The sequence below is a fragment of the Actinomycetospora callitridis genome, assembly GCF_028737265.1.
GTDB classification, from domain to species: Bacteria; Actinomycetota; Actinomycetes; order Mycobacteriales; family Pseudonocardiaceae; genus Actinomycetospora; species Actinomycetospora callitridis.
In genome coordinates this window covers 45908-68719 of record NZ_JAQZAK010000013.1, presented here as the reverse complement: position 1 = coordinate 68719, position 22812 = coordinate 45908, and the positions used below count along the sequence as shown (strand labels likewise).

General features: G+C 72.3%; 22 protein-coding genes. 8 read left to right on the top strand and 14 right to left on the bottom strand.

The window, feature by feature from the left end; genetic code table 11:
* The first annotated feature begins 59 nt into the window (after nucleotides 1-59).
* Nucleotides 60-377, top strand: a complete 318-nt coding sequence (locus PH191_RS27545; protein ID WP_274197823.1) for a DUF3040 domain-containing protein — start codon at nucleotides 60-62, stop codon at nucleotides 375-377.
* 23 nt (nucleotides 378-400) lie between these two features.
* Here the strand turns inward: PH191_RS27545 and PH191_RS27540 are convergent, their stop codons facing one another.
* From PH191_RS27540 to PH191_RS27495, 10 genes are all read right to left on the bottom strand, one after another.
* On the bottom strand, nucleotides 401-703 hold the full coding sequence (locus tag PH191_RS27540; RefSeq protein WP_274197822.1) for a monovalent cation/H(+) antiporter subunit G: 303 nt from the start codon (nucleotides 701-703) through the stop codon (nucleotides 401-403).
* Nucleotides 700-969, bottom strand: coding sequence for a monovalent cation/H+ antiporter complex subunit F (locus PH191_RS27535; RefSeq protein ID WP_274197821.1), 270 nt, complete (start codon nucleotides 967-969; stop codon nucleotides 700-702). Before PH191_RS27535 ends, PH191_RS27540 begins: the two co-directional genes overlap by 4 nt.
* Complete coding sequence (locus tag PH191_RS27530; RefSeq protein ID WP_274197820.1) at nucleotides 966-1466, bottom strand: Na+/H+ antiporter subunit E; 501 nt, start codon at nucleotides 1464-1466, stop codon at nucleotides 966-968. Before PH191_RS27530 ends, PH191_RS27535 begins: the two co-directional genes overlap by 4 nt.
* Entirely contained in the window at nucleotides 1463-2884 is a 1422-nt protein-coding gene (locus PH191_RS27525; RefSeq protein ID WP_274197819.1) for a complex I subunit 5 family protein, read from the bottom strand. The genes PH191_RS27530 and PH191_RS27525 overlap by 4 nt, the downstream gene beginning before the upstream one ends.
* Nucleotides 2881-3267, bottom strand: coding sequence for a sodium:proton antiporter (locus tag PH191_RS27520; RefSeq protein ID WP_274197818.1), 387 nt, complete (start codon nucleotides 3265-3267; stop codon nucleotides 2881-2883). Before PH191_RS27520 ends, PH191_RS27525 begins: the two co-directional genes overlap by 4 nt.
* Complete coding sequence (locus tag PH191_RS27515) at nucleotides 3264-3728, bottom strand: MnhB domain-containing protein (protein ID WP_274197817.1); 465 nt, start codon at nucleotides 3726-3728, stop codon at nucleotides 3264-3266. The genes PH191_RS27520 and PH191_RS27515 overlap by 4 nt, the downstream gene beginning before the upstream one ends.
* A complete protein-coding gene (gene mbhE / locus PH191_RS27510) occupies nucleotides 3725-5998 on the bottom strand; it encodes a hydrogen gas-evolving membrane-bound hydrogenase subunit E (RefSeq protein WP_274197816.1) in 2274 nt (757 codons plus the stop codon). Before mbhE ends, PH191_RS27515 begins: the two co-directional genes overlap by 4 nt.
* Nucleotides 5999-6197: 199 nt before the next feature.
* On the bottom strand, nucleotides 6198-7145 hold the full coding sequence (locus tag PH191_RS27505) for a slipin family protein (protein ID WP_274197815.1): 948 nt from the start codon (nucleotides 7143-7145) through the stop codon (nucleotides 6198-6200).
* Between the two features lie 211 nt (nucleotides 7146-7356).
* Nucleotides 7357-9825, bottom strand: a complete 2469-nt coding sequence (locus PH191_RS27500) for a PEP/pyruvate-binding domain-containing protein (protein ID WP_274197814.1) — start codon at nucleotides 9823-9825, stop codon at nucleotides 7357-7359.
* A gap of 165 nt (nucleotides 9826-9990) precedes the next feature.
* Nucleotides 9991-11262, bottom strand: a complete 1272-nt coding sequence (locus PH191_RS27495; protein ID WP_274197813.1) for a bifunctional 3,4-dihydroxy-2-butanone-4-phosphate synthase/GTP cyclohydrolase II — start codon at nucleotides 11260-11262, stop codon at nucleotides 9991-9993.
* A 173-nt stretch (nucleotides 11263-11435) separates the two neighbouring features.
* Here PH191_RS27495 and PH191_RS27490 point away from each other — a divergent pair, with 173 nt between their 5' ends.
* Nucleotides 11436-11948 (top strand): flavin reductase family protein, encoded by a 513-nt coding sequence (locus PH191_RS27490; RefSeq protein ID WP_274197812.1) that lies wholly within the window; start codon nucleotides 11436-11438, stop codon nucleotides 11946-11948.
* On the opposite strand, the gene PH191_RS27485 is transcribed toward PH191_RS27490, so the two are convergent.
* Nucleotides 11945-12955 carry an AraC family transcriptional regulator gene (locus tag PH191_RS27485; protein WP_274197811.1) on the bottom strand — a complete coding sequence of 337 codons (1011 nt, stop codon included), beginning with the start codon at nucleotides 12953-12955 and terminating at the stop codon, nucleotides 11945-11947. The two genes, PH191_RS27490 and PH191_RS27485, sit on opposite strands and share 4 nt — an antisense overlap.
* A 270-nt stretch (nucleotides 12956-13225) precedes the next feature.
* On the opposite strand from PH191_RS27485, the gene PH191_RS27480 reads away from it, so the two are divergent.
* Nucleotides 13226-14701, top strand: a complete 1476-nt coding sequence (locus PH191_RS27480; protein WP_274197810.1) for an aldehyde dehydrogenase — start codon at nucleotides 13226-13228, stop codon at nucleotides 14699-14701.
* A 38-nt stretch (nucleotides 14702-14739) separates the two neighbouring features.
* Complete coding sequence (locus tag PH191_RS27475; RefSeq protein WP_274197809.1) at nucleotides 14740-15918, top strand: LLM class flavin-dependent oxidoreductase; 1179 nt, start codon at nucleotides 14740-14742, stop codon at nucleotides 15916-15918.
* Nucleotides 15919-15987: 69 nt separating this feature from the next.
* Here PH191_RS27475 and PH191_RS27470 read toward each other — a convergent pair whose 3' ends face one another.
* Nucleotides 15988-17151 carry an MFS transporter gene (locus PH191_RS27470; RefSeq protein WP_274197808.1) on the bottom strand — a complete coding sequence of 388 codons (1164 nt, stop codon included), beginning with the start codon at nucleotides 17149-17151 and terminating at the stop codon, nucleotides 15988-15990.
* 136 nt (nucleotides 17152-17287) lie between these two features.
* Complete coding sequence (locus PH191_RS27465; protein ID WP_274197807.1) at nucleotides 17288-17491, bottom strand: hypothetical protein; 204 nt, start codon at nucleotides 17489-17491, stop codon at nucleotides 17288-17290.
* A 107-nt stretch (nucleotides 17492-17598) separates the two neighbouring features.
* Here PH191_RS27465 and PH191_RS27460 point away from each other — a divergent pair, with 107 nt between their 5' ends.
* Together PH191_RS27460 and PH191_RS27455 are read left to right on the top strand one after the other, a co-directional pair.
* A complete protein-coding gene (locus PH191_RS27460; RefSeq protein WP_274197806.1) occupies nucleotides 17599-18519 on the top strand; it encodes an alpha/beta hydrolase in 921 nt (306 codons plus the stop codon).
* A 268-nt stretch (nucleotides 18520-18787) separates the two neighbouring features.
* Entirely contained in the window at nucleotides 18788-19153 is a 366-nt protein-coding gene (locus PH191_RS27455; RefSeq protein WP_274197805.1) for a hypothetical protein, read from the top strand.
* Between the two features lie 54 nt (nucleotides 19154-19207).
* Here the strand turns inward: PH191_RS27455 and PH191_RS27450 are convergent, their stop codons facing one another.
* Nucleotides 19208-19348 (bottom strand): hypothetical protein, encoded by a 141-nt coding sequence (locus PH191_RS27450; protein ID WP_274197804.1) that lies wholly within the window; start codon nucleotides 19346-19348, stop codon nucleotides 19208-19210.
* Nucleotides 19349-20195: 847 nt separating this feature from the next.
* Between PH191_RS27450 and PH191_RS27445 the strand changes: the two genes are divergently transcribed.
* Together PH191_RS27445 and PH191_RS27440 are read left to right on the top strand one after the other, a co-directional pair.
* Complete coding sequence (locus PH191_RS27445; RefSeq protein WP_274197803.1) at nucleotides 20196-21107, top strand: alpha/beta hydrolase; 912 nt, start codon at nucleotides 20196-20198, stop codon at nucleotides 21105-21107.
* Between the two features lie 76 nt (nucleotides 21108-21183).
* Nucleotides 21184-22800 (top strand): flavin-containing monooxygenase, encoded by a 1617-nt coding sequence (locus PH191_RS27440; RefSeq protein WP_274197802.1) that lies wholly within the window; start codon nucleotides 21184-21186, stop codon nucleotides 22798-22800.
* Nucleotides 22801-22812 lie beyond the last annotated feature (12 nt).

Genomic DNA, 22812 nt, shown 5'->3' with positions numbered 1-22812 from the left:
GTGTGCCGGGAAGTCTGGTCGGCGTGAGGGAGTGACGCGCGACCCGAGGACGGCGACCGATGGCCATCGGTGCGGCAGGACCGACACCTCCGGAGCCGTCGCGGCCGCTCAGCGAGCGCGAGAAGGCTGCCCTCGCGCGACTGGAGGCGGACACCCGGCGCGAGGACCCCGAGTGGTGCGACCTCCTCGAGCGCGAGGCGCCACCCCCGCGCAGAGCCGGCCCCCGGGTCCGCGACCTCGTGATCCAGATCGTGGTGGTCGTCGTCCTGGCCGTGGTGCTGCTGCCCACCGCATGGCTGGGCGGCCTCCTCGCCGTGATGGTGCTGGTCGGCCCGCTCGGCGTGGCGTTGTGGGCGATGCGGCGAGGCGTGCTCTGACCTCGACGCGGGGGCCGCCGAGTTCAGCGCGGCTCGGCCTCGGCGCCGCGCCGGCGTGCCGCACGGGCGATGGCGTGACTGGCGACCGGGGCGGTGAGGACCGTGAACACGATGCCGACCGCCGCGTAGGAGATCGTCGCGGCGTTCTCGGTGGCCACCGACGAGGCCAGCACGAAGCACACCCCCGGTCCGGTGGCAAGGCTCTGGGCGTGCAGCTTGCTGTAGGTCCCCTGCATGCGCAGCACGCCGACCAGGGCGATCGTCATCAGGCCCAGGCCGAGCACCAGGAGCAGCCCGCCGACGACGTCGAGCACGACGGAGATCATTCGAGCGGCCCTCCGGTCGCCAGGTAGCGGGCCGTGGCCACGGTCGCGACGAGCGACAGCAGCGCGAGGGCGACCGCGGCGTCGAGGTAGTGCGGCACGCCCCGGAGGTAGGACAGCAGGGCCAACAGCGCCACGACGAGCACGGCCAGCAGATCGAGGGCGATGAGGCGCTGGAGGACGTCCTGACCGCGCAGCAGCGCGAGGCCGCCGACCACGACCAGCACCGTCACCCACACCAGGGCAGGCACCGCGACGAGCGCGGTCACGGGAAGACCCTCTGCTGCCGGCTCCGGTAGGAGGCCATCTGCTCGTCGCGGACGGTCTCGGGATCGTGCGCGTCGAGCACGTGGACCAGCACCGCCCCGCGCTCCTCGTCGACCTCGACGACGACGGTGTTGGGCGTGATGCCGAGGCGGATGCCCCACGCCGCGAACGAGGACGGCGAGGTGGGCCCCGTGGGGAGCCACACCAGTCCCGGGTCCGGGGGCCGGCCGAGGCAGCAGCGGATCACGTCGGCGCTGCCGGTGACGACGTCGACGACCGTGCCGCCGATCAGGGTCGGGACCCCGGCGAGCCGACGCAGCGTCGCCCGGGTCGAGGTCGGGGCCGGGGTCGGGGCCGAGGTCCTCCGGTGACGGCGCCCCACCGCGACGACCAGGGAGGCGAGCACCACGCCCGTCGCGATGTCGCCGAGCTTCGTGCTCGAGACGACCAGCAGGTAGAGGCCCGTGAGCGCGACCACCCTCAGGAGAATCCCGATCATCGCGCGGCTCCGTTCGCTTCAGCGGCCAGGCTGTCGGCGGCGGCGGCTGACAGCGCCGCCAGGGGCTCGGGCCAGATTCCGCCGACGAGCAGGACCAGCGCGAGCGCGACGATGATCGCCCGCAGGGACATCGACCGCGTGTGCTCGCCGCGGGCGTCGTCGCCGGCGGCCGAGACCTCGTCGTCGTCCTCGGCCCAGAACTCGCGCTGGTAGATGAGGAACAGGTAGAGCAGCGACAACGCGCTGCCCAGCACGAGCAGGGCCACGAGGGTGGGACTCCGGGCGTCGACCGCGGTCCGGAAGACGGCGAGCTTGCCGACGAACCCCACCGCGGGCGGGACGCCGGCCACGCTGAGCGCCCCCACGACGAAGGTGCCGGCGACCAGCGGGCCCCGCACCGCCGTCGTCAGGAACAACAAGGTCTTGTTGAGCGCGTTGACCACGCTGTAGAGCACCGCGGCGGCGAGCCCCACCGGGCCCCCCACCCCGACCGCGACGAGCACGTAGCCGACCTGACCGATCGCGGAGTAGGCGAGCATCTCGGCCGGTCGGCGCCGGGCCACCGCCAGGACTCCGCCGTAGACGATGGACGCGGCCCCCAGGACGATCAGGACGGTGGCCGAGAAGCGGAGCTGGTCGGTGAAGATGCCGGCGCCGAAGCGCAGCAGCCCGTACGCCCCGATGTTGGCGACCGCCCCGCTGAGGACGGCCGCGACGGCGGGCCGCGTGTCCGCGTAGACGGTGGGCAGCCAGTAGTGGAACGGGAACAGCCCGAGCTTGACGCTGAAGGCGACGAAGAAACCGACCGCGACGGCGACGGCCGCGCTCGCGGGGACCTCGGCGATCCGTACCGCCACGTCACTCATCGCCAGGGTGCCGGTGACCCGGTAGGTGCCGGCGACCGCGAGCAGGAAGACGAACGACCCGAGCAGGTTGACCGAGGCGAAGATGACCGCGGCCCGCAGTTGGGCGCGCTGCGCGCCGTAAGCGGTCAGCACGTACGCCGCGATCATGGCCATCTCGAAGAACACGTAGAAGTTGAAGACGTCGCCGGTGAGGAACAGGCCGTTCAGGCCGGCCGCGAGGAGGACCAGCAGTCCGGGGAACGTGCGTTCCCGGACGGCGACGACGGCTTCCCCGGCCGCTGCCACGAGCACCACCGAGGCGGACAGCAGGGCGAAGGTCACGCCCAGTGCGTCGGCCCGCAGCACGATGCCCACGCCCGCGGGCCACCCGCCCGTCACGTACTCGACGGCGCCGCCGCGCAGGACGTCGGCGGCGAGCACGGCCAGCACCGCGAGGGTCGCCGCGAGCGCCGCGACGCTCGTCCACGCCACGGCGCGACGACGCCCGTCGAGGACGACGAGCGCCAGCCCGGCGGCCCACGGCACGAGCAGGGCGAGGGTGAGGGCGGTCATTCCGTCTCGTCCCCCGCCCGGCGCCCGGCGCCCTCGGGCTCGCTGACCGCGGGCCGGTCGACGTCGCGCAGCTCGTCGCGCTCGGCCGTCCCGTGCGCGACGACCACCCGGTGGACGAGCGCGAGCAGCAGGGCGAGCGTCCCCATGCCGATGACCAGCGCGGTGAGGGCCAGTGCCTGCGGGAGCGGGTCGCTCAGTGGTCCGCCCTGCTCCGGGTCGATCGCCGCGCGCCCCTCCGACAGGCTCGACCCGATGATCGTGACGATGGCGCACTGGGAGATCAGGGCGATCCCGGCGACGACCCGGACCAGGCTGCGCTGGAGCAGGAGGTACGACCCCGTCCCGAACAGCACGGCGGCGACGGCCGCGATCGCGAGCGTCATGTGGGGTGCTCCTGGTCGGGCTCGGCGAGCTGGTGGACGAGCACGGTGACCACGCCGACCACCAGCAGGAAGATGCCGACGTCGAAGCTGACGGCGGTCATCAGCTCCGCCGTGCCGACGCTCACCACCTTCTCGTCGGGCCCCGGCCGGTGACTGAAGACCGGCTCGTCGAGGGCCAGGGGGAAGAACCCGCTCACCAGGGCGAGCGCGGCTCCCGCGGCCGCCACACGCGGCGCGTGACGCAGGACGGGCAGGGCCTCCTCGGCGCCACGGGCGCCCAGGGCGACCGCGTTCAGCGCCACGGCGAGGCCCACGACCATCCCGGCGGCGAAGCCGTCACCGACCTTCGTATAGCCCTTGACGATCAGGGCGACGGCGACCACCACGCTCGGCCCGAGCAGGAGCCGGGCCACCACCCGCACGATCACCGTCGGGCCCCGGGACGAGCCGGGCGCGGTCACCAGAGCCTCCCCCGCCGCAGGAGCGTGGCCACGCCGACCGCCGCGATGAGCAGGACGGTGATCTCCCCGAGCGTGTCCAGCCCCCGGAAGTCCGCCACGATCACCGTGACGACGTCCTGCCCGTGCGCCGCCGGGGTGAGCCGGATCTGGTCGGCGGACACCGACGGGGCCTCCCGGGGTTCGGACAGGTAGCCCCAGATCACCGCGAAGGCACCGAGGCCCGCGATCGCGCCGATCACGGGATCGCGCCAGCGGCGTCCGGGGCGTGGTCCGGTCTCCCGTCGTGGCTCGGTGCCCGGGAGCCGGGCCAGGGCGGCGAGGAAGACCAGCGTGAGCATGGTCTCGACCAGCACCGCCACCAGCGCGACGTCCGGCGCCGCCCGCAGGGCGTAGACCGCGGCCAGGGCGAACCCGACCGCGGACAGCGCGAGCACGATGCTCAACCGCTCGCGTGTCCGGGCCGCCACGACGGTGGCGACGCCGGTCAGCGCCAGCAGGGGCAGCACGAGCCAGTCGGTCCCCGAGATCGGGCCCACCGAGTACGCCTGGGCGATGGGGGTGGCGGCGAACGCGGCGGCGGCGAGCCCGCCCGCCGGCACCAGCACCGCGGCGATGCTGCTGCGCAGGTCGCGCGTCTCCCAGTCGTGCACCCGGCCGGACCACCGCCGGAGTCCCAGCAGGGACGCGGTGTACGCCCGTCGCGGCCCGACCCGGTCACCGGCCGCCGCGAGGGCGCGCGACACCCGGTCCCGGAGCCCCGTGGCCGCGAGCAGGAGCGCACCCAGGATCCACGCCGCCAGGGCCATGACGTTGGTCGCGCGCAGGTCGAGGTGGTAGGCGGGCGACATGGCGACCGGTGCCGCATGGGAGACGGCGCCGGCGTCCTCGGCGAGCTGCGTGATCGGTGCGGGCAGCACCCCCACGGCGAGCGCCACGAGGGCCAGCAGCACCACCGGGACGACCAGGGCGCGGGAGAGGGCGGCCGGTGCCGTCGTGATCGGGCCGAGGAACAGCCGCATCCAATACCGGCCGATGTAGGCGAAGGTCAGGGCGGCGGCGAGCACGGCGGCGACGACCAGGACCGGGCCCTGCTCCTTCGCGGCCCCGAAGAACAGCTCGTCGGAGAAGAACCCGCCGGTCAGCGGCAGCGCGGCCAGGGTCGCGGCGGCGACACCCGTGGCGCCGGCCAGCAGGGGCAGGCGCCGCCCCAGCCCACCCAGGTGCGACAACCGGTCCTCGCCGGTCGCCGTGGTCACGGCACCGGCGGACAGGAACAACGCACTCTTGGCCACCGCGTGCACGACGACGTAGAACGCGGCCGCGCCGCTCGCGGACGCCCCGACCATGCCGTACAGCGTGACCACGTACCCGTACTGCGAGATCGTCGAGTAGGCCAGCACCTGCTTGAGCTCGTCACGCCCCAGCGCCAGCACCCCGCCGACCGCGATCGACGCCAGGCCGACGATCAGCAGCACCGTGAGCACGACCTCGCTGCGGGCCAGCAGCGGGTGGACACGCCCCAGGACCAGCACGCCGGCGGCCACCATCGCCGCGGAGTGCAGGTACGCCGAGACCGGCGTCGGGGCCTCCATCGCCCGCGGGAGCCAGAAGTGGAGCGGGACCTGGGCGCTCTTGGCCAGCGCCGCCACCGCGATCAGCAGGCCCGCGACCGTGGTCGTCGTCCCCGGCTCCACACGCTCGACCAGCTCCGGGACGGAGAACGTCCCGTAGGTCGCGTAGAGCAGCACCGCACCGGCGAGCAGCGCCACCGCGGGCACGATCGTGACCAGCAGCGCGGTCAGGGCGGCGGTGCGGGCCTCGCGGCGCTCGCGATCGAAGCCGATGAGGAAGTAGGAGCACACCGCGGTGAGGTCGAAGAAGACGAACACCAGCACGAGGTCCGTGGCGGTCGCCAGGCCGACCATCGCCACCGCGAACAGCGCCATCCACGGCCAGAAGCGCCGGCGCTCGGACCGCGGGCGTCGGTGATCGGCGAGGTGTTGCGAGAGGTACCGGGCGCCGTAGCCGAAGACGACCGCACCCACGCCGGTGGCGAGCAGCGCGTACAGCGCCGCGAGCCCGTCGAAGGCGAACTCGAGCCGCACGCCCAGCTTCGGCGCCCAGGGCAGCGACAGCGTGCCACCGCCCCGCAGCCACCCCACCAGGCACACGAGGAAGCCGGCGGCCGCCGCAGCGGAGCACGACCAGCCCTGCCAGTCGCGCTGCGTGTCGGTCGACGGGTCGGCCTCGCCGGTGGTCGCGTCCGACATCAGGTGGCAGCGTCCGGGGCGACCGCACGACGTGTCGCAACGCGATCCGGGAGCGCTCGCGCCGGGAGGGTGGTCACGCCCAGGACATTGCCGACGCCGGGGGTGGCGGAAACGCGTCCCACCGACGGCTGGACGTCGATCACGGGCTGCGGTCGTCGCGCCTCGCGACGTGAGCGCGACCGACCGTCAGCCCGAGGCTCTACGTCTGCTGCGCACGTCCCGCCGTATCGGTGGCGTCCGGGACGGCGGGCGAGTCGCCGCCCGCGGGGAGCTCGGCCCCGAGCTCCTGCCCCTCTCGGACGAGGCCGCTCTCCTCACCGGTCGCGCTCTCGTCCGTGGAGCGTCCTCCCGACCGCAGGGGCGCGGGCGCGTCTCCGGCCGTCCTCGACACGCCACCGGCGTGCTCGAAGAAGCGCAGCAGCTCCACCGGGAACGGCATCACCAGTGTGCTGTTCTTGTCCGACGCCACGTCGGTGACGGTCTGGAGGAGCCGCAGCTGCAGGGCCCCGGGCGTCTCGCCCATGGCCGCGGCGGCCTGCGACAGCTTGGTCGAGGCCTGGAGCTCGCCGTCGGCGTTGATCACGCGGGCGCGCCGGTCGCGCTCGGCCTCGGCCTGCCGGGACATCGAGCGGCGCATCCCTTCGGGCAGGGAGATGTCCTTGATCTCCACCCGGTCGACGCTGATCCCCCAGTCCTCGGTGGGAGCGTCGATGACGTCGCGCAGCTCGCCGTTGATGCGGTCCCGGTCGGAGAGCAACGTGTCGAGATCGGCCCGGCCGATGACCGACCGCAGGGAGGTCTGGGCGACCTGCGACGTCGCCTGCAGGTAGTTCTCCACGTTGATCACGGCTCGGACCGGGTCGTCGACGCGGAAGTACACCACCGCGTCCACCCCGACGGTCACGTTGTCCTGCGTGATCGTTCCCTGCGACGGGACGTCCAGCACGATCGTCTGCACCGGGACCTTCCGCATGCGGTCCGCGATCGGGATCATCACCCGGAGCCCCGGCTGCCGGACCTGGGGCAGCAGACGTCCGAAGCGGAGGACGACTCCCCGCTCGTACTGCTGGACCATCCGCACGCTCGAGGCGATCAGCAGCAGTCCCACCACCGCGATCAGCACGAGCACGATCAGTACGCCGTTCATGAACCCACCCCGTCGATGTGCAGAGGCATCACCGTCGAGGGACGCACCGGAGGGGGACGGACAGGCAGACGGCCCGTCCCGTTCGGCGCGCGCAACAACGGCGACGCCGACCAGACTTCCCGGCACTCCGTCGTCCATTGTGCCCGTCGCGTGTCGATGGCGCGACCGAGCGTGGGAGGTCGAGCCGAGACCGTGTGACGCGCCGCCGGGGTCAGCCGGGCTCCTCGACGACGACGGTGCCCGCGGCGCCGTCGATGCGCACGACCTGCCCGGTCCTGATCAGCTGGGTGGCGTCGCGGACACAGATGACGGCGGGGATGCCGTACTCGCGGGCCACCGTCGGGCCGTGGGCCATGGGTGACCCGGTCTCGGTGACGAGCCCGCCGATCGTCATGAACAGGGGCGTCCAGCCGGGGTCCGTGGTCGGCGCGACGAGAATCTCCCCCGGCTCGACGTGGGCATCGGTGGGGTCGAGCACGACGCGCGCCCGTCCGGTGGCGACACCCGGTGCGGCGGCGGCCCCGACGAGGCTCCCGTCCGCGGCCGGGCCGAGGGGGGCGAGCGCTTCGGGGACGGTGCCGTCGGAGAGCAGGAGCCCGGGGACGCTGCGCCGTGCGGTCTCCCGCACGTACTCGCTGCGCCGGTCGGCGACGGGCGACCGCAGGTCGACGCCGGCGACGGCGTCGAGGGCCTCCCGGAGATCGAGGAACATGATGTCGTCGGCCCGGTCCAGCAGCCCGTGCCCGTGGAGCTCCTCCCCCACCGCGAGGAGCTGGCGGCGCATCTCGGCGAAGGCGTGGAGCCACGCGAACTTGGGCAGCTCGCGCAGCCCGGCGAGAGCACGGGACCGGCGGAGGAAGAACGCGGCACCGACGGCCCGGACCGGGCGGGTGCGGCGGGCGCGGCGCACCAGTTCGTCGATCTTCGCCTCCGCCTCGCGGGACGCGGCGGCGAAGCGCCGATCCGGTGCCTGGGCGGGATCGGTGAGTCGCAGGTAGTTCGCGATCGCGGCGAACACGGGCGTCGGGTCCTCGCTCCAGCGCGGCACGCCGACGTCGATCTCCGCGGCGCTGCGGTGCCCGTACCGGCCCAGGAACCCTTCGAGCCCGAGGTCGGGCAGCGCCCCGGCGCGGTAGCGGGCGGCGAGCTCGGCGGGCGGGGTCGCGAGGAGCAGCTCGCGGTGTGCGCGCGCGTCCGTGGACAGCCGCCACAGCGCCAGGTCCATCTCGGTGGTGACGTTGTGCGGCATCCCCCGCAGGGTCTCGTCGACCTCGCTCTCGGTGGCCACCCCCGCGAGCAGGGCCAGCGCCGCCGATCGGCAGACCATCATCGCGTAGATCGGCCCGAGCATCTCGCCCATCCCGGCGCGCATGAAGGCGCCCTGGACCGCCATCGCGAACCGGACGCGGTCGGCGGCCGCGGTGAGCCCCTCCGGCGGCCGGCTCTCGTGCCGGACCTGCGTGGCCGCGCGCATCGCCCGGGCACGGGCGCGACCCGGGCGCGCGAGGGCCCCGACCAGCCCGACGATCAGGCCCGGCGCCACCCGGGCGGCGACCGGCGCCACCGAGCGCCACCGGAAGGGCCGGCCCCGCACCGGCGCGAAACGGGGGTCCTCCAGTACGCGCTCGAGGGCTGCGGTCACGCGTGGCCCGTAGATCGTCATCGCGGCGGGGAGCCTGGTCCGGGCGCGGCCGTAGCGGACCACCCCGGTCAGGTCGAGGTACATGCGTCCGGCCACGTCGACGATCAGGGGGTGGCCGAAGGGGTCGCTCGGGACGCCGACGCTCTCCAGGTACTGCGCCGTCGCGACCCGCATCGCGGACATGCCCATCGGCGTGAACGGCCGCAGCATGCCCTGCATGTGCCCGGCCTCGAGGTAGACGCGGTCGCCGGGGCGGGGATCCCGGGGCAGCGGGAACAACGTGGTGATCGCCCTGCTCTGGAGCAGCCAGAGCACGCCGTCGCGGTCGAAGGCCCACTCGGCGTCCTGGGGCGCGCCGGTGAGGCGCTGCAGCCGCTCGCCGGCGACCCGCAGCTCCGCGAGCCGGTGCGGGTCCAGGCACCCGCCCGAATCCTCGACCGGCTCCCCCTGCGGCAGGACGTAGTGGTCCGCGGTCACGCTGCCGTCGACGACGGCGTCCCCGAGCCCGGGCACGGCGTCGACGACCATCTCCGTGCGGCACCCGGTGATCGGGTTGGCGGTGAACAGCACGCCGGCCACGGACGGCTCCACCATGCGCTGCACCACGACGCCCATCGCCACCGGCCCGCCGACGGGCGTCGCCTCGCGGTAGGCGATGGCGCGATCGCTGGACAACGACGCCCAGCACCGCTCCACGGCGTCGATCAGCGCGTCCGCGCCCCGGACGTCGAGGACGGTCTCGTGCTGACCGGCGAAGCTGGCGTGCGGCAGGTCCTCGGCGGTCGCGCTCGACCGCACCGCGACCGGCCCCGCACCGAGACGCCGGTAGGCCTCCACGATCTCCCGGCGCACCGCCTCTCCGACGGCATCCCCCGCCCCCTCCTGAGCCGGAGCCGTGACGCAGAACCCCGACGGCACGCGCTCGCCGCTGCGGATCAGTGCCGCGAGTCCCGCGGCCTTGCCGCCGACGAGGTCGGGTCGCTTCGGGTCCACCTCGACCAGATCGACGACGGTCCGGCCGACGGTGAGGGTGGCCATGGGTGCGCTCCATCCGGGATCTCCGACAGAAACGCCGACCAGGCTTCCCGGCACACCGGGTCGGACGGTACTCCGGGCCGTCCGCTGGTCAAGGTCGGGACCTTCGTGGGGAGGGTCGCTCAGACCTGGAGGGCGGCTCCTGCAGTGGGAGCGAGCAGGCCGCGCTCAGGAGATCGCGCCACCCAGCGCCATGAGGTGGCCCAGGCGCTCGTGCTTGGTCCGGAGATAGCGCAGGTTGTCCGGGCCCACGGCCGCGGGGAGGCCGACCCGCTCGAGGATCTCGAGGCCGTAGCCCGCGAGACCGGTGTACTTCGCCGGGTTGTTGGTGATGAGCCGGAGCCGGGAGACCCCGAGGTCGGCGAGGATCTGTGCGCCGGTGCCGTAGCTGCGGGTGTCGACGGGCAGGCCCTGGGCGATGTTGGCGTCGACGGTGTCCAAGCCGGCGTCCTGCAACGCGTAGGCACGGATCTTGTGCGCCAGGCCGATGCCACGACCTTCGTGTCCCCGCAGGTAGACCAGGACCCCGGCGCCCTCGGCGGTGATCGCGCGCAGCGCCTGCTCGAACTGCGCCCCGCAGTCGCAGCGCAGGGAGCCGAGGATGTCGCCGGTCAGGCACTCGCTGTGCACCCGCACGAGAGCACCTCGTGGCGCCCGGCCGGCGGCCGCCGCGTCGCCGTGGACCAGCGCGAGGTGCTCGGTGCCGTCGACCGTGGAGCGGTAGGCGACGGCGCGGAAGGGGCCGAACGCGGTCGGCATCGCGGAGGTCGCCACGCGCTCGACGAAGGTCTCGGTGGCGCGGCGGTGGCGCACCAGGTCGGCGATCGCGACGACCGGCAGATCGTGCTCGGCCGCGAACCGGGCCAGCGCCGCCCCGCGCATCATGCCGCCGTGGTCGTCGACGATCTCGCCGATGACCCCGACCGGCGCGCGGCCGGCGAGCCGGAGCAGGTCCACCGCGGCCTCCGTGTGGCCCGCCCGGACGAGGACACCGCCGTCGCGGGCGCGGAGGGGGAAGACGTGACCGGGACGCCGCAGCTCCTCGGGACGGGTCCCCGGGTCGGCGAGCGCGGCGATGGTGCGTGCCCGGTCGGCGGCCGAGACGCCGGTGCCGGTGCCCTCGTGGTCGACGGTCACGGTGAAGGCGGTGGCGTGGGGGTCGCCGTTCGCCGCGACCATGGGTGGCAGCCCGAGGGCGTCGGCCCGCTCCCCCGTCATCGGGGTGCACACGATGCCGGTGGTGTGGCGGACGACGAACGCGAGCTGGGCGGGCGTCACGGCGTCGGCCGCCACGACGAGGTCGCCCTCGTCCTCGCGCTCGGCGTCGTCGGTCACGACCACCATCCGGCCCGCGGCGAGCGCCGCGACCGCGCGCTGCACCGACGTCGTCGACGGCAGCTCGGCGACGGGCGTACCGGGCTGCGGTGCGGTGTGGTCCATGGCGGAGTCCTCTCGCGCGGCGGGTTCGTGCAGCGACGCTAGGAAAGGGCATGCGCCCGCCACCATCCGTTGCGCGCCGACCGTTGACCGATCCATGCCACCCGCCCTTTTCGGATACGACGCGGCCGTCCGCGGATAGTCCCGGCCCGACGCCCGGATCTACTTTTGCGGTCATGGACGCGCTCTCGACGGACACGACCCGCATCGAATCCGTGCACCTGCGCCACGTGCTCGGCCATTTCGCCTCGGGAATCGTCGTGATCACCGCGATGACCCCGGAGGGGCCCGCCGGATTCACCTGCCAGTCGTTCAGCTCGCTCTCGCTCGACCCGCCGCTCGTCTCGTTCTCGCCCGCCCGGACCTCGAGCACCTGGCCCCGCATCCGGGAGACCGGGCACTTCTGCGTCAACGTGCTGGCCGACGACCACCGTGACCTGAGCACCGCCTTCGCGCGGTCGGGCACCGACAAGTACGCCGGAGTGACCTGGTCGCCCGCGCCCTCCGGCGCTCCGCGCCTCGACGGGGTGGTCGCCTGGGTCGACTGCACCCTGCACGAGGAGTTCCCGGGCGGCGACCACACGATCGTCGTCGGTCGGGTCCGGTCCCTCGACGCCGATCCGACTCTCGCTCCGCTGCTCTTCCACCGCGGTGCGTACGGCGTCCTCGAGGGCGGGGAGCGGGCTTAGCCGCGCGCGCGGAGCGTGTCGCGCGGCAGCTCGCCGAAGCGCTCGCGGTACTGCTGGGCGAAACGGCTCTGGTGCAGGAAGCCCCAGCGCAGCGCCACCTCGGTGACCTGCACGTCGGCGGGGTGCGCACGCAGGAGCTCGGCGCGGACGTGGTCGAGGCGCAGGCGTCGCAGGTAGCTCATCGGGGACTCCCCGAGCTCCTGCTGGAACGTGGCGTGCAGGGTGCGCACGCTCAGGCACCCGACCCGGGCGAGCTCCTGGGGCGTGAGCGGCTCGTCGGCGTGCTGCTCCATGTACTCGAGCACGGGCCCCAGTCGACCGCGGCGCACGGGGTCCGCGGGCGCGGCGAGCGCGTCGCTGTAGCGGTGGCGGCCGGCGTGCAGGAGCTGGGTGACGATGAAGGCCTCGAGCTGCTCGCGCGCCAGAGGCATCTCCCCGAGGCCACCGGGCCGGTCGAGCTCGCGCGCCAGGAACTCGACCGATGACAGCAGCGTGCGGCCGACCGGCGTGGTGAGGTCGACGCCGAAGTCGAAGTCGACGACGTCGTGGACGGGACGTCCGAGCTGGTCGCCCAGGTGCGACTCCAACGTCGACCGGGGAATCTTGAGGTGCCACTGCTCGGCGTCGGCGGACCAGTGCACGGTGGTCGTGTGGTGCGGGAGCAGCACCAGGCCCGACCGGCCCGCCGCCGTGACGCCCCGGGTCCCGTCCGAGCGCTCGCCGTTCGTCGCGCCGGCGATCGTCAGGTTGACGTGGTAGTTGTCCTCGGTCGGCGGCATCACCAGCGTCGCCGGTGCCTGGTAGGTCAGGTAGCCGAAGGTGAAGAGCCGGTCGGAGGTGGCGTTGAGCGTCATCGCGATGTCGCCCGTGGGCGCCCGGAGGTCGTGGGCGAGGTAGACGCGGGCGACGGCCTCGCGGGCCTCGTCGAGGTGCCTGGTGTCGAGCACCGCGTGCCCGGCCAGTCGCCCGGGCGCCGCGCCGGACTCGTCGTCACTACGGATCAACATGCGTCGTCGACACCTCCTCGTGCCGCGGCGAGGTCCCGCTACCGAGAACCGTAGGGGCGTCTCGCGGCGGCGAACAGCCGCAGAGCGCGGCCCGCCATCCGTTGGGTGCACGACCGGCCCCTCCCCCGGTGCGCTCGGACACGGGGCGCACGGAAGGGATCGGGACCTGCTGTTCGCGGATATCGACGGATCCCTCCCCCTCATTAGCGTCGACCGCATCTCATCCGCCGACCGACGAATCGGCGGGACCGACACCGAGGAGGAACGTCGATGACGACATCGCTGGAGGAATTCGGCCTCTTCATCAACGGTAAATCCGTCGCGGCCGGCGCCGGGGGCACGTTCGAGTCGGAGAATCCCTATTCCGGGACACCCTGGGCGCGCCTCGCCGACGGCCGCCCCGAAGACGTCGACGAGGCCGTCGCCGCGGCCCGGACGGCCTTCGAGGGCGAATGGGGGCGGATGACGGGCTTCCAGCGCTCCGCGGTCATCCGGCGGTGCGGCGACGCCATCGCGGCGAACGCCGAGCGCCTGGCCCGCCTCGAGGTCAACGACTCCGGGAAGCTGCTGCGCGAGATGCGCGGGCAGCTGACCAGCCTGCCGCAGTGGTACTACTACTTCGCCGGCCTGGCGGACAAGGTCGAGGGCCGCACCGTGCCCCCGGTCAACCCGAACTACTTCGGCTACACCCAGCGCGAGCCGGTCGGCGTGGTCGGCGCCATCACGCCGTGGAACTCGCCCCTGCTGCTGCTCACGTTCAAGCTGGCCCCGGCGCTGGCGGCGGGCTGCACGATGGTGGTCAAACCGTCCGAGCACTCCCCCGCCTCGACGGTGGCGTTCGCGGAGATCCTCCACGAGGCCGGCCTCCCCGCCGGGGTGCTGAACGTCGTGACCGGCTGGGACCGCGCCACCGGCGAGGCGCTCGCCGCGCACCCCGGCCTCGACAAGATCGCCTTCACCGGATCGACCGCGACCGGCGCGAAGATCGCCCAGGCGGCCGGAGCCAACATCAACCGGGTCACGCTCGAGCTGGGCGGCAAGTCACCCCAGATCGTGTTCCCCGACGCCGATCTCGACGCGGCCGCCAACGGGCTGGTCGCCGGCGTCTTCGCCGCCACCGGGCAGACGTGCATGGCCGGCTCCCGGCTCATCGTCCACGCGGACGTGCACGACGCCCTGGTGGAGAAGGTGGCCGCCCGTGCCGAGGCGATCGTGCTCGGCGACCCCACGGAGACCGCCACCGAGATGGGCCCGGTGGCCAACCGGCCGCAGTACGAGAAGGTGCTGGGCTACCTGCGCGGGGCCGCGGACGAGGGCGCCACCTTCGCCTCCGGCGGCGGGCCCGACGAGCGCGGCGGGCTGTTCGTCCGCCCGACCGTCATCACCGGCGTCACCCCGGAGAACACCGTGGTCCGCGAGGAGGTGTTCGGGCCGGTGCTGGCCGCCTACACGTTCACCGACGAGGACGAGGCCCTCAAGCTCGCCAACGACACGCCCTACGGCCTCGCCGGCGCCGTGTGGACCAAGGACGTGCATCGCGCCCACCGCGTCGCGGCGGGCCTGCGCGCGGGCACCGTCTGGATCAACGCCTACCGCGTGATCGCGCCGAACATGCCCTTCGGTGGCTTCGGTTCGAGCGGCATCGGACGCGAGAACGGCGTCGACGCGATCAACGAGTACACGGAGAACAAGTCCGTGTTCGTGGAGCTCACCGGCGGCACCCGCGACCCCTTCCAGCTCGGCTGACCCCCACCGACGACATCCCACCCGACGAAGGAGACCCCGTGACCGTCACCGCCAACGAGCGCCTCGGGCTCGCCCCCACCGACCCACGGCCGGCGAACGAGACCCGACCGCTGGTCGACCGCACACTCACCAACCCCCTGTTCGGCGACCAGAAGATGAAGCTCGGCCTGTTCGGGGTGAACTGCTCCTACGGGTTGATCATGAGCCACGCCCCCAGCACCTACGAGATCACCTGGGCGCACGCCAAGGAGATCGCCCAGCGCGCCGACCGGATCGGCTTCGACGTCCTCGTGCCCGTCGCCCGCTGGAAGGGCTTCGGCGGCTCCACGAACTTCAACGGCAACTGCTACGAGACCTTCACCTGGGCAGCGGGCATCGCCGAGGCCACCGAACGGATCGCGGTCGCGTCCACCTCGCACCTTCCGACCGTGCACCCGATCGTCGCGTCGAAGATGGCGACCACCGTCGACCACATCTCGGGCGGGCGGTTCGCGCTGAACCTGGTGATGGGCTGGGTCGCCCCCGAGATGGAGATGTTCGGCTCGGAGCAGCGCGAGCACGACGAGCGGTACGCGTTCGGGCAGGACTGGCTGGACTTCGCCGACCGCCTCTGGAGCGAGGAGGGCAGCTTCGCCGTCCACACCCCGTACTTCGACGGCGAGCTGCTCGAGGCCTACCCCAAGCCCCACCAGGCGCCGCGACCGGCGCTGCTCAACGCCGGGAACTCGGCCTCCGGCGTCGAGTTCTCGGCCCGCAACGTCGACATCAACTTCGCGTCGCTCGACACCCTCGAGAACATCCGGGCCTACAGCGACAGGGTGCGCGCCAAGGCACGCGAGGAGTACCAGCGGGACATCCAGGTGATGACCTACGGGCTCGTCGTCTGCCGCGACACCGAGGAGGAGGCGCAGCGCGCGTTCCAGCAGGTCGTCGACGAGGGCGACTGGGGCGCGGCGGGCAACGTCATCAAGATGGCCACCTCCGGGGCCAGCCAGTCGTTCGACCACGCCGCGACCAAGATGCAGGAGCGCTTCATCGCCGGGTGGGGCGGCTACCCCGTCGTCGGCACTCCCGAGCAGGTCACCGAGAAGCTCGCCGAGCTCAACGACGCCGGGATGCAGGGCATGATCTTCGGGCTCATCGACTACAACGAGGAGCTCAAGTACTTCGACGAGAACGTCATGCCGCTGCTCAAGCAGGCGGGTCTGCGTCACTGAGCTGCGGCGGGGCCGCCCGGGGTGGCGCGGACGGCAGCCGCGCCACCCCGGCACGGCACACCTCGAGGGTCAGGTGTCGCTCGGTCGAGCGGGCTCCTGACGCAGGGCGAGCGCCAGGAGCCCGAGCGAGCCGAGCGACAGCAGGGCCGCGATCGGCGGGAGGGCGGGCACCCCGAACAGGTCGACGACCAGCCCGCCCACCACCCCGGACAGTCCCGCCCCGAGGTAGATCGCCGAAGCGCTCAGCGACAGCACCAGCGAACTGCTGGCCGGAGCCAGCTCGATGAGCCGGGTCTGGATCGGTGAGCTGACGACGAACCCGGCCCCGAGCATGAACAGCGCGGCCGCGGCACCCAGCGGCGTGGTGATCGTGAACGGCAGGGTCGCGAGCACCACGGTGAACACGGGCAGCGCCCCGATCAGGGGGCGGCGGCTGCCGAACCGGTCGGTGAGCCGCCCGCCGACGTCGTTGCCGATCAGCCCACCCACCCCGTAGGCGACGAGCACGAGACTCAGCAGCGGGCCGCTGATCCCGGCGGAGGTGGCCAGCAGCGGCGCGATGTAGGTGTAGACCGACAGCACCGACAACAGGCCGAGCACGAGGATGCCGAGCATGGTGAGCACCGCCGGGTCGGCCGCGACGGCGAACCGCGCGCGCAACGAGACGGGAGCGGGCGGCGGCACCCGCGGCAGCAACAGGCGCACCCCGACCGCGCCGACGACGCACAACCCGGCGACGACGGTGAACACGCCGCGGTAGCCGAACGCCCCGCCGAGCAGGGTCCCGGCCGGCACCCCGACGACCAGCGACAACGTGATGCCGGTGAACACCGCGGCGACCGCCCGGCCCTGGCGCTCCGGCGGACTGAGCAGCGTCGCGGCGTGCGTCGCGGCCGGGGTGAAGGCCGCCGCGCCCAGGGCGGTGAGCAGCCGACCCCCGATCAACAGCGGGTAGGTCGGGGCCACCGCCGAGAGTGCGTTGCCCAGCGCCGCGACGGCCAGGGCAGCGATGAGCACCTGGCGGCGCTCCCAGCGACCGAGGACGGTGGCCAGCACCGGCGCCCCGACGGCGTAGACGAGCGCGAAGGCGGTGGTGAGTTGCCCGGCCGCGGCGATCGAGACACCGAGCTCGGCGCTGATCGCAGGCAACACCCCGGCGACGACGTAAGCGCTCGTCCCGACGGCAAACGCTCCCGCGGCGAGCACCGGCAGGCGGAAAGCCGACCCGAACACCGATTGCTCCACCCCGGGAATGTGTCAGGAACGGCGCCTCGAGGACGGGACTGCCCACGAACCACCAGCCCGGGCGGCCGTGACCTCGACCTCCGGGTCGTCCCGTACCCCCGAGGAGCGCTCGGTCCCGGAAGATCTACTCGATGATCCACACCGCCCACGGCAAGAACCCCGCTGACCTGGGCCCTTCGGGAGCGCCGGCGGCGACCTCGCCTGGCAGGTCGACGTCGCGGTCGCCGTCGGCGCGGAGAAGCGCTTCCACCCCGACAAGCAACGGTCCTTCGCCGACATCGGCGTCGACAACCAGGTCCCGAGCCAACACAGCCCGCACCACGGGCACCGATCGGCCTCGTTTCGCGCCAGACCCACACCCGCCTCCTGCCGACAAGATCGCCGGACATGCGCCCGAGTGCGAGACTGCCCGACATCGAACCGGAGGAGAGTGCCGTGCCGTTGCATCCTCAGGCCGCTGCCCTGCTGGAGATCATCGGAGGTGGCCCCCCGCTCGCCGACCAACCGGTCGCGCAGAACCGCGCAGACCTCGAGCAGGCGATCCCGCTCACCGGGGAGCGAACGGATCTGCACGCGGTCGACGACCTCGTGATCTCCGCACCTCACGGCACGATCCCGGTTCGGCTGTACCGGACGCAGGCGACTCCGCAGCCGGTCCTCGTCTACTTCCACGGGGGCGGCTGGGTCCTCGGTGATCTGGAGATCGCCGACACCACGGCCCGCGACATCGCGGCGGCCGGGAACATCGCGGTGCTCAGCGTCGACTACCGCCTCGCGCCGGAGCACACCTATCCTGCGGCCCACGTCGACGCGGTCGCCGCGACCCGGGCCGTCCTGTCCGGCGACGTGCCGCACGTCGACCCGCTCCGCGTGGCGGTGGGCGGCGACTCCGCGGGCGGGAACCTCGCTGCGCACGTCGCTCAGGAACTCCGCCACGAGTCGGCGTTGCGCCACCAGGTCCTCGTCTACCCCGTGACCCAGGCCGACGTGGGCTCGACGAGCAGCTATCGAGAGTTCGACGAGGGCTACTTCCTCACCGGGGCCAGCATGCGGTACTTCTTCGACACCTACGCGCCCGGCAGCGCTCTCGACGACGCGCGCCTCGCACCGGCCTCGGAACCCGACCTCAGGGGGCTTCCCCCGGCCACCGTCATCACGGCCGAGTTCGACCCGCTGCGCGACGAGGGCGAGGCGTACGCGAAGGCTCTCGAGGCAGCCGGCGTCGTGGTGGAGCTCCGGAGGTTCGACGGGCAGTTCCACCCGTTCCTGTACCTGGCGGGAGCCGTCGACGCCGCCGCCGAGGCACGTCGGTTCGTCGGCGGAGCCCTTCACCGCGCCCTCTCGGGTGCCGCCTAGCGCTCGAGTCTCTGATTTCTGTATGCGGTCCTGGTTCGAAGCGGTTCCGGAGGTCGTCCCGTTCCGACGAGACTCGCCGTCTCGACACCGGCGCGGCCATCCGCTCACCGACCGGACAACGCCGCTCGAGTTCACTCCGGCCCGGCGCCATGGGGTTGGTGCGGGCGACGGCACGGGTAATCCGTAGCACTCCGCGCGTTCGGACCCCCTCCATGCAGGACTGCTGCTGGACACCATCGCGCTCCAGACCCAGCGAGGGCGGTGACCCATGGAGGTCTCGACAGGCAGCTACGTGGTGACCACCGTGGTCGGCCTCATCATCACTGTCGTGGTTGGCCGGCTCCTGCGTCCGGCTGGATACGACCTGCTGAGAGAGGTGCTCGGCGAGCGATCGTCGACGACCTCGCTGAATCGTCTCCTGGTCACCCTGTACTACCTGTTCGCCCTGGGTCTGCTGGCCCTGGTGGCGACCACGAACCCGCTCGGGCTCGACGGCGTCCAGCTGATCATCACGAAGACCGGGATCTTCCTGTTGACCCTCGGGGCGGTGTACGGGTTGACGGTGTTGGCGCTCGTCATCGTGCGCGACCGCCGGCGGACGGAGACGTTGGAGGACGGCTTCCGCGAGCTGTGAACGAACCGAGGGTCGTAGCACGCGACGAGGCACCCCCACCCGTGAGCCCGGACGTCAGCGAGCCGGCGGAGCGGCCGCGAGTCGGTCGAGCGGCGCGTCGAGGTCGGCGCGGGACCACAGGTCGCCGCCGCGGACCGCGGAGCGGATGTCGTGGAGCGCGTGATCGTCGAGGACGGGGTCGCGCTCGAGCATCACCGAGGGCGGCGCGGTGGCCGACCGCGACCTGCCCTGCCGTGGTCCCGCGGCCGAAGGATTCCGCAGGCGTGGGCGCGGACGTCCGCCGGTGCCGACCCGCGTCCACCACCTGACCGAGGTTGTTCCGGCCGACCCCAACGGCGTGGGTCGCCGAGGCGGACCGGCGTGCTTCCCGGCGTAGACGCGCACCCGCCGCACGGCCCCGCCGGGGAGGGTCTCGATCTCACCGCGCTGACGGCGGCGCCCGCGCCCTCCCCAGAGCCTGCGATCACGTCGACCAACGCTGCTACCAGTCTCACGGACGATTTGATGACTGTCGCCAGCCTGACCAGACGACCCGTGAATCCCAGCTCACTGTCGATGGTGGCGCTTCAGGACCCGTGCGCGGTGACTGCGCCATGTGATCGCGCAATCGGGTGCACGTCCCACCTCGGGCGAGCCGCTGGACATGGCCAGCGCCCTGGGGTCGCCGCGAGGAGAACCTCGCCGCCTCCGATCCCACGGCTACTGGACGGATTCCGCCTCTCCGAGGTACCGGCACGGAGCTCACCTGACTGTCTCATCATGTTCTTGCCAACCCACCAGCGGCGTGAGCTGCGACGATCAGCGCCAGGGCACCAGCGGCACGGCAACAATTGACTTGTATGTCAATTTGTGAGTACAGTCACCTCCAGCGCGAGAGGGAGCACTTCGGTGAGGCCGTGGCGCAGTGGTCGTCGGCGTGGACCCCGCGCCGGGCCACCTGAGAACACGCAGCCCCGCGGGAGCAGGACAGAGATCGATCAGCTGCCCGGTCGGGGGATGCGTGCACGGCAGAACCAGTCGTAGGGCGAGGGAGACGAGCACGGTGGCCAGCACTGAGTCGGCGGTACAGAAGTCCCACTACCAGTCGATCACCGACAGGATGGCGGCCGATCCGGGGATGGGCCTGGCGGCCCTGCGCTCCATCTTCGAGGAGCTCGCGGACCTCGCGGCGGAGCCGGAGGACGTCACCTACGCCGAGGTCGACACGGCCGGAGCTCGGGGCATCTGGTGCAAGCCGCTGTCCGGCGCGGCCGACACCGTCATCCTCTACACCCACGGTGGCGGGTTCGTGGGGAACACCGCCAGCAGCCACCGCAAGATGGCGGGGCACCTCGCGAAGGCGGCCGGCGTGGCGACCTTCGTCCTCGACTACGCCCTCGCCCCCGAGCGGCCGTTCCCGTCCCAGGTCGAGGAAACGGTGGCGGCGTACCGCTGGCTCAATGAGCAGGGCTTCCCGACTGACCGCATCGCGGCGGCCGGAGACTCAGCGGGTGGCAACCTGGCCGTCGCGGCGACGCTCAAGCTCCGCGAGCTCGGGGAGCAGCTTCCCGCTGCGATCTGCGCGTTCTCGCCGTGGGTGGACATGGAGCACCTGGGCAAGACGCTCGAGACCAACGCCGACACGGACGCGCTCGTCTCCATGGGCGTGGTCACCCTGATGGGACAGATGTACCTCGGCGAGTCCGGGTCGCCGAGCGACCCCCTGGCCAACCCTCTGCACGCCGACCTCAGCGGGTTGCCCCCGCTGTTCATCGCCGCAGGTGAGCACGAGACGTTGCTCGACGACTCCGAACGCCTCGCCCGGCGCGCTCGCGACGCCGGCGTCTCGGTCGAGTTCACCACCTACCCCGAGCAGCAGCACGTCTTCACCTTCATGGCAGGACGGGCGCCCGAAGCAGATCAAGCAATCTCGGCGGCGGCCACCTGGCTGCGGCCTCATCTCGGGTTGTCCTGAACCCGACGCCGCCGCACCGCCTCGTTGGCACCCGAGCGAAGGAGATCCTTCCGTGTCCGACCCAGAATCCACGTCCGTGGACACCGACGCCGTCGTGGTCGGCGCGGGGTTCGCCGGTATCCGCATGCTCATCGAGCTCCAGAAGCTCGGCCTCTCGGCCGTGGCCCTGGAGGCCGGCTCCGACCTGGGCGGGACCTGGTACTGGAACCGCTACCCGGGCGCCCGCACCGACAGCGAGAGCTGGTCCTACTGCTTCCCGTTCCCGGAGATCGAGCAGGCCTGGAACTGGGTCGAGCGCTACCCCGGTCAGGAGGAGGTCCAGCGCTATATCGGCTTCGTCGCCGACCGCTTCGACGTCCGCCGCAACGTCCGCTTCGGCCAGCGGGTGACCTCAGCGCGCTACGACGACACCGACGCGCAGTGGGCCATCACCACCGAGGACGGCTCGTGCTTCACCTGCACGTACTTCTTCACCGCGCTCGGGCACCTCTCCGTGCCCCAGGAGCCCGCCTTCCCCGGGCGTGACTCCTTCCAGGGCGAGGTGTACCAGACCTCCCAGTGGCCGAAGGAGAAGGTCGACTTCACCGGCAAGCGCGTGGCCGTCATCGGCACAGGAGCGTCGGGTATCCAGGCGATCCCCCACATCGCCCAGGCGGCCAGGCACCTGACGGTCTTCCAGCGCACCCCGAACTACGTCATGCCGGCCCAGAACCACGACCTCGACGACGACTTCCGGCGCACCATCAAGGACTCCTACCCCGAAGTCTGGTCCATGGCACGCAACCACGTGTTCGGCTTCCCCATGGGTCCTGCCGGACGCACGTACGACGACGTGGCCGACGGTGCTGAGCGCGACCGCATCTTCGAGGAGGGTTGGCAGGCCGGCGGGTTCCACTTCGTGTTCGAGACCTTCGACGACCTGATCCTCGACCAGCGGTCGAACGATGCGGCCGCCGAGTTCATCCGCAAGAAGATCCGCGAGACCGTCCACGACCCCGCGACGGCCGAGCTCCTGAGCCCGCGTGGTTACCCCTACGTCTCGAAGCGGCCCCCGTCGGGCACGAACTACTACGAGACCTTCAACCGCGACAACGTCTCGCTGGTCGACATCAGCCAGAACGCCATCGAGACCCTCACCGAGAACGGATTGCGGACCGGGGGCCGGGACTACGAGTTCGACGTCATCGTGTTCGCGACGGGCTTCGACGCCGTCACCGGAGCGATATCCAAGATCGATATCCGCGGCGAGCACGGCGTCGAGCTCAAGGAGCAGTGGAGCGGCGGTCCGGAGACGTTCCTGGGGATCGGCAGCGCTGGTTTCCCCAACATGTTCATGATCTGTGGACCGCAGAGCGCCTACGCGAACATCCCGGTCATCATCGAGAAGGTCGTGGAATGGTTGTCGCGGGCCATCGAGCACATGCGTGAGCACGGCTACCGGTCCATGCAGCCGACCCCGCAGGCGGTCGAGGGGTGGACCAAGCTCGTCTCGGACATCTTCGGCATGACCTTGCTGCCCGCGGGCGAGTCGGCGCACTCCTGGTACCTCGGTGCCAACACCCCGGGGAAGCCTCGACGCGTCCTGTTCTACTTCGGTGGCGCAGCCGGCTACTTCCAGGAACTCGACAAGGTCGCCGACGCCGATTTCGAGGGGTTCGAGTTCTCCCAGACCCCCGCCGTCGCGGTCCGCTGACGCTTCTCGGCA

Coding starts and splice junctions, on each gene's coding strand:
- PH191_RS27500 (WP_274197814.1), bottom strand. CDS start 9,825: ATGGCCACCCTCACCGTCGGCCGGACCGTCGTCGATCTGGTCGAGGTG.
- PH191_RS27545 (WP_274197823.1), top strand. CDS start 60: ATGGCCATCGGTGCGGCAGGACCGACACCTCCGGAGCCGTCGCGGCCG.
- PH191_RS27505 (WP_274197815.1), bottom strand. CDS start 7,145: ATGAACGGCGTACTGATCGTGCTCGTGCTGATCGCGGTGGTGGGACTG.
- mbhE (WP_274197816.1), bottom strand. CDS start 5,998: ATGTCGGACGCGACCACCGGCGAGGCCGACCCGTCGACCGACACGCAG.
- PH191_RS27525 (WP_274197819.1), bottom strand. CDS start 2,884: ATGACCGCCCTCACCCTCGCCCTGCTCGTGCCGTGGGCCGCCGGGCTG.
- PH191_RS27455 (WP_274197805.1), top strand. CDS start 18,788: ATGGAGGTCTCGACAGGCAGCTACGTGGTGACCACCGTGGTCGGCCTC.
- PH191_RS27540 (WP_274197822.1), bottom strand. CDS start 703: ATGATCTCCGTCGTGCTCGACGTCGTCGGCGGGCTGCTCCTGGTGCTC.
- PH191_RS27490 (WP_274197812.1), top strand. CDS start 11,436: ATGGACGCGCTCTCGACGGACACGACCCGCATCGAATCCGTGCACCTG.
- PH191_RS27495 (WP_274197813.1), bottom strand. CDS start 11,262: ATGGACCACACCGCACCGCAGCCCGGTACGCCCGTCGCCGAGCTGCCG.
- PH191_RS27520 (WP_274197818.1), bottom strand. CDS start 3,267: ATGACGCTCGCGATCGCGGCCGTCGCCGCCGTGCTGTTCGGGACGGGG.
- PH191_RS27480 (WP_274197810.1), top strand. CDS start 13,226: ATGACGACATCGCTGGAGGAATTCGGCCTCTTCATCAACGGTAAATCC.
- PH191_RS27530 (WP_274197820.1), bottom strand. CDS start 1,466: ATGATCGGGATTCTCCTGAGGGTGGTCGCGCTCACGGGCCTCTACCTG.
- PH191_RS27485 (WP_274197811.1), bottom strand. CDS start 12,955: ATGTTGATCCGTAGTGACGACGAGTCCGGCGCGGCGCCCGGGCGACTG.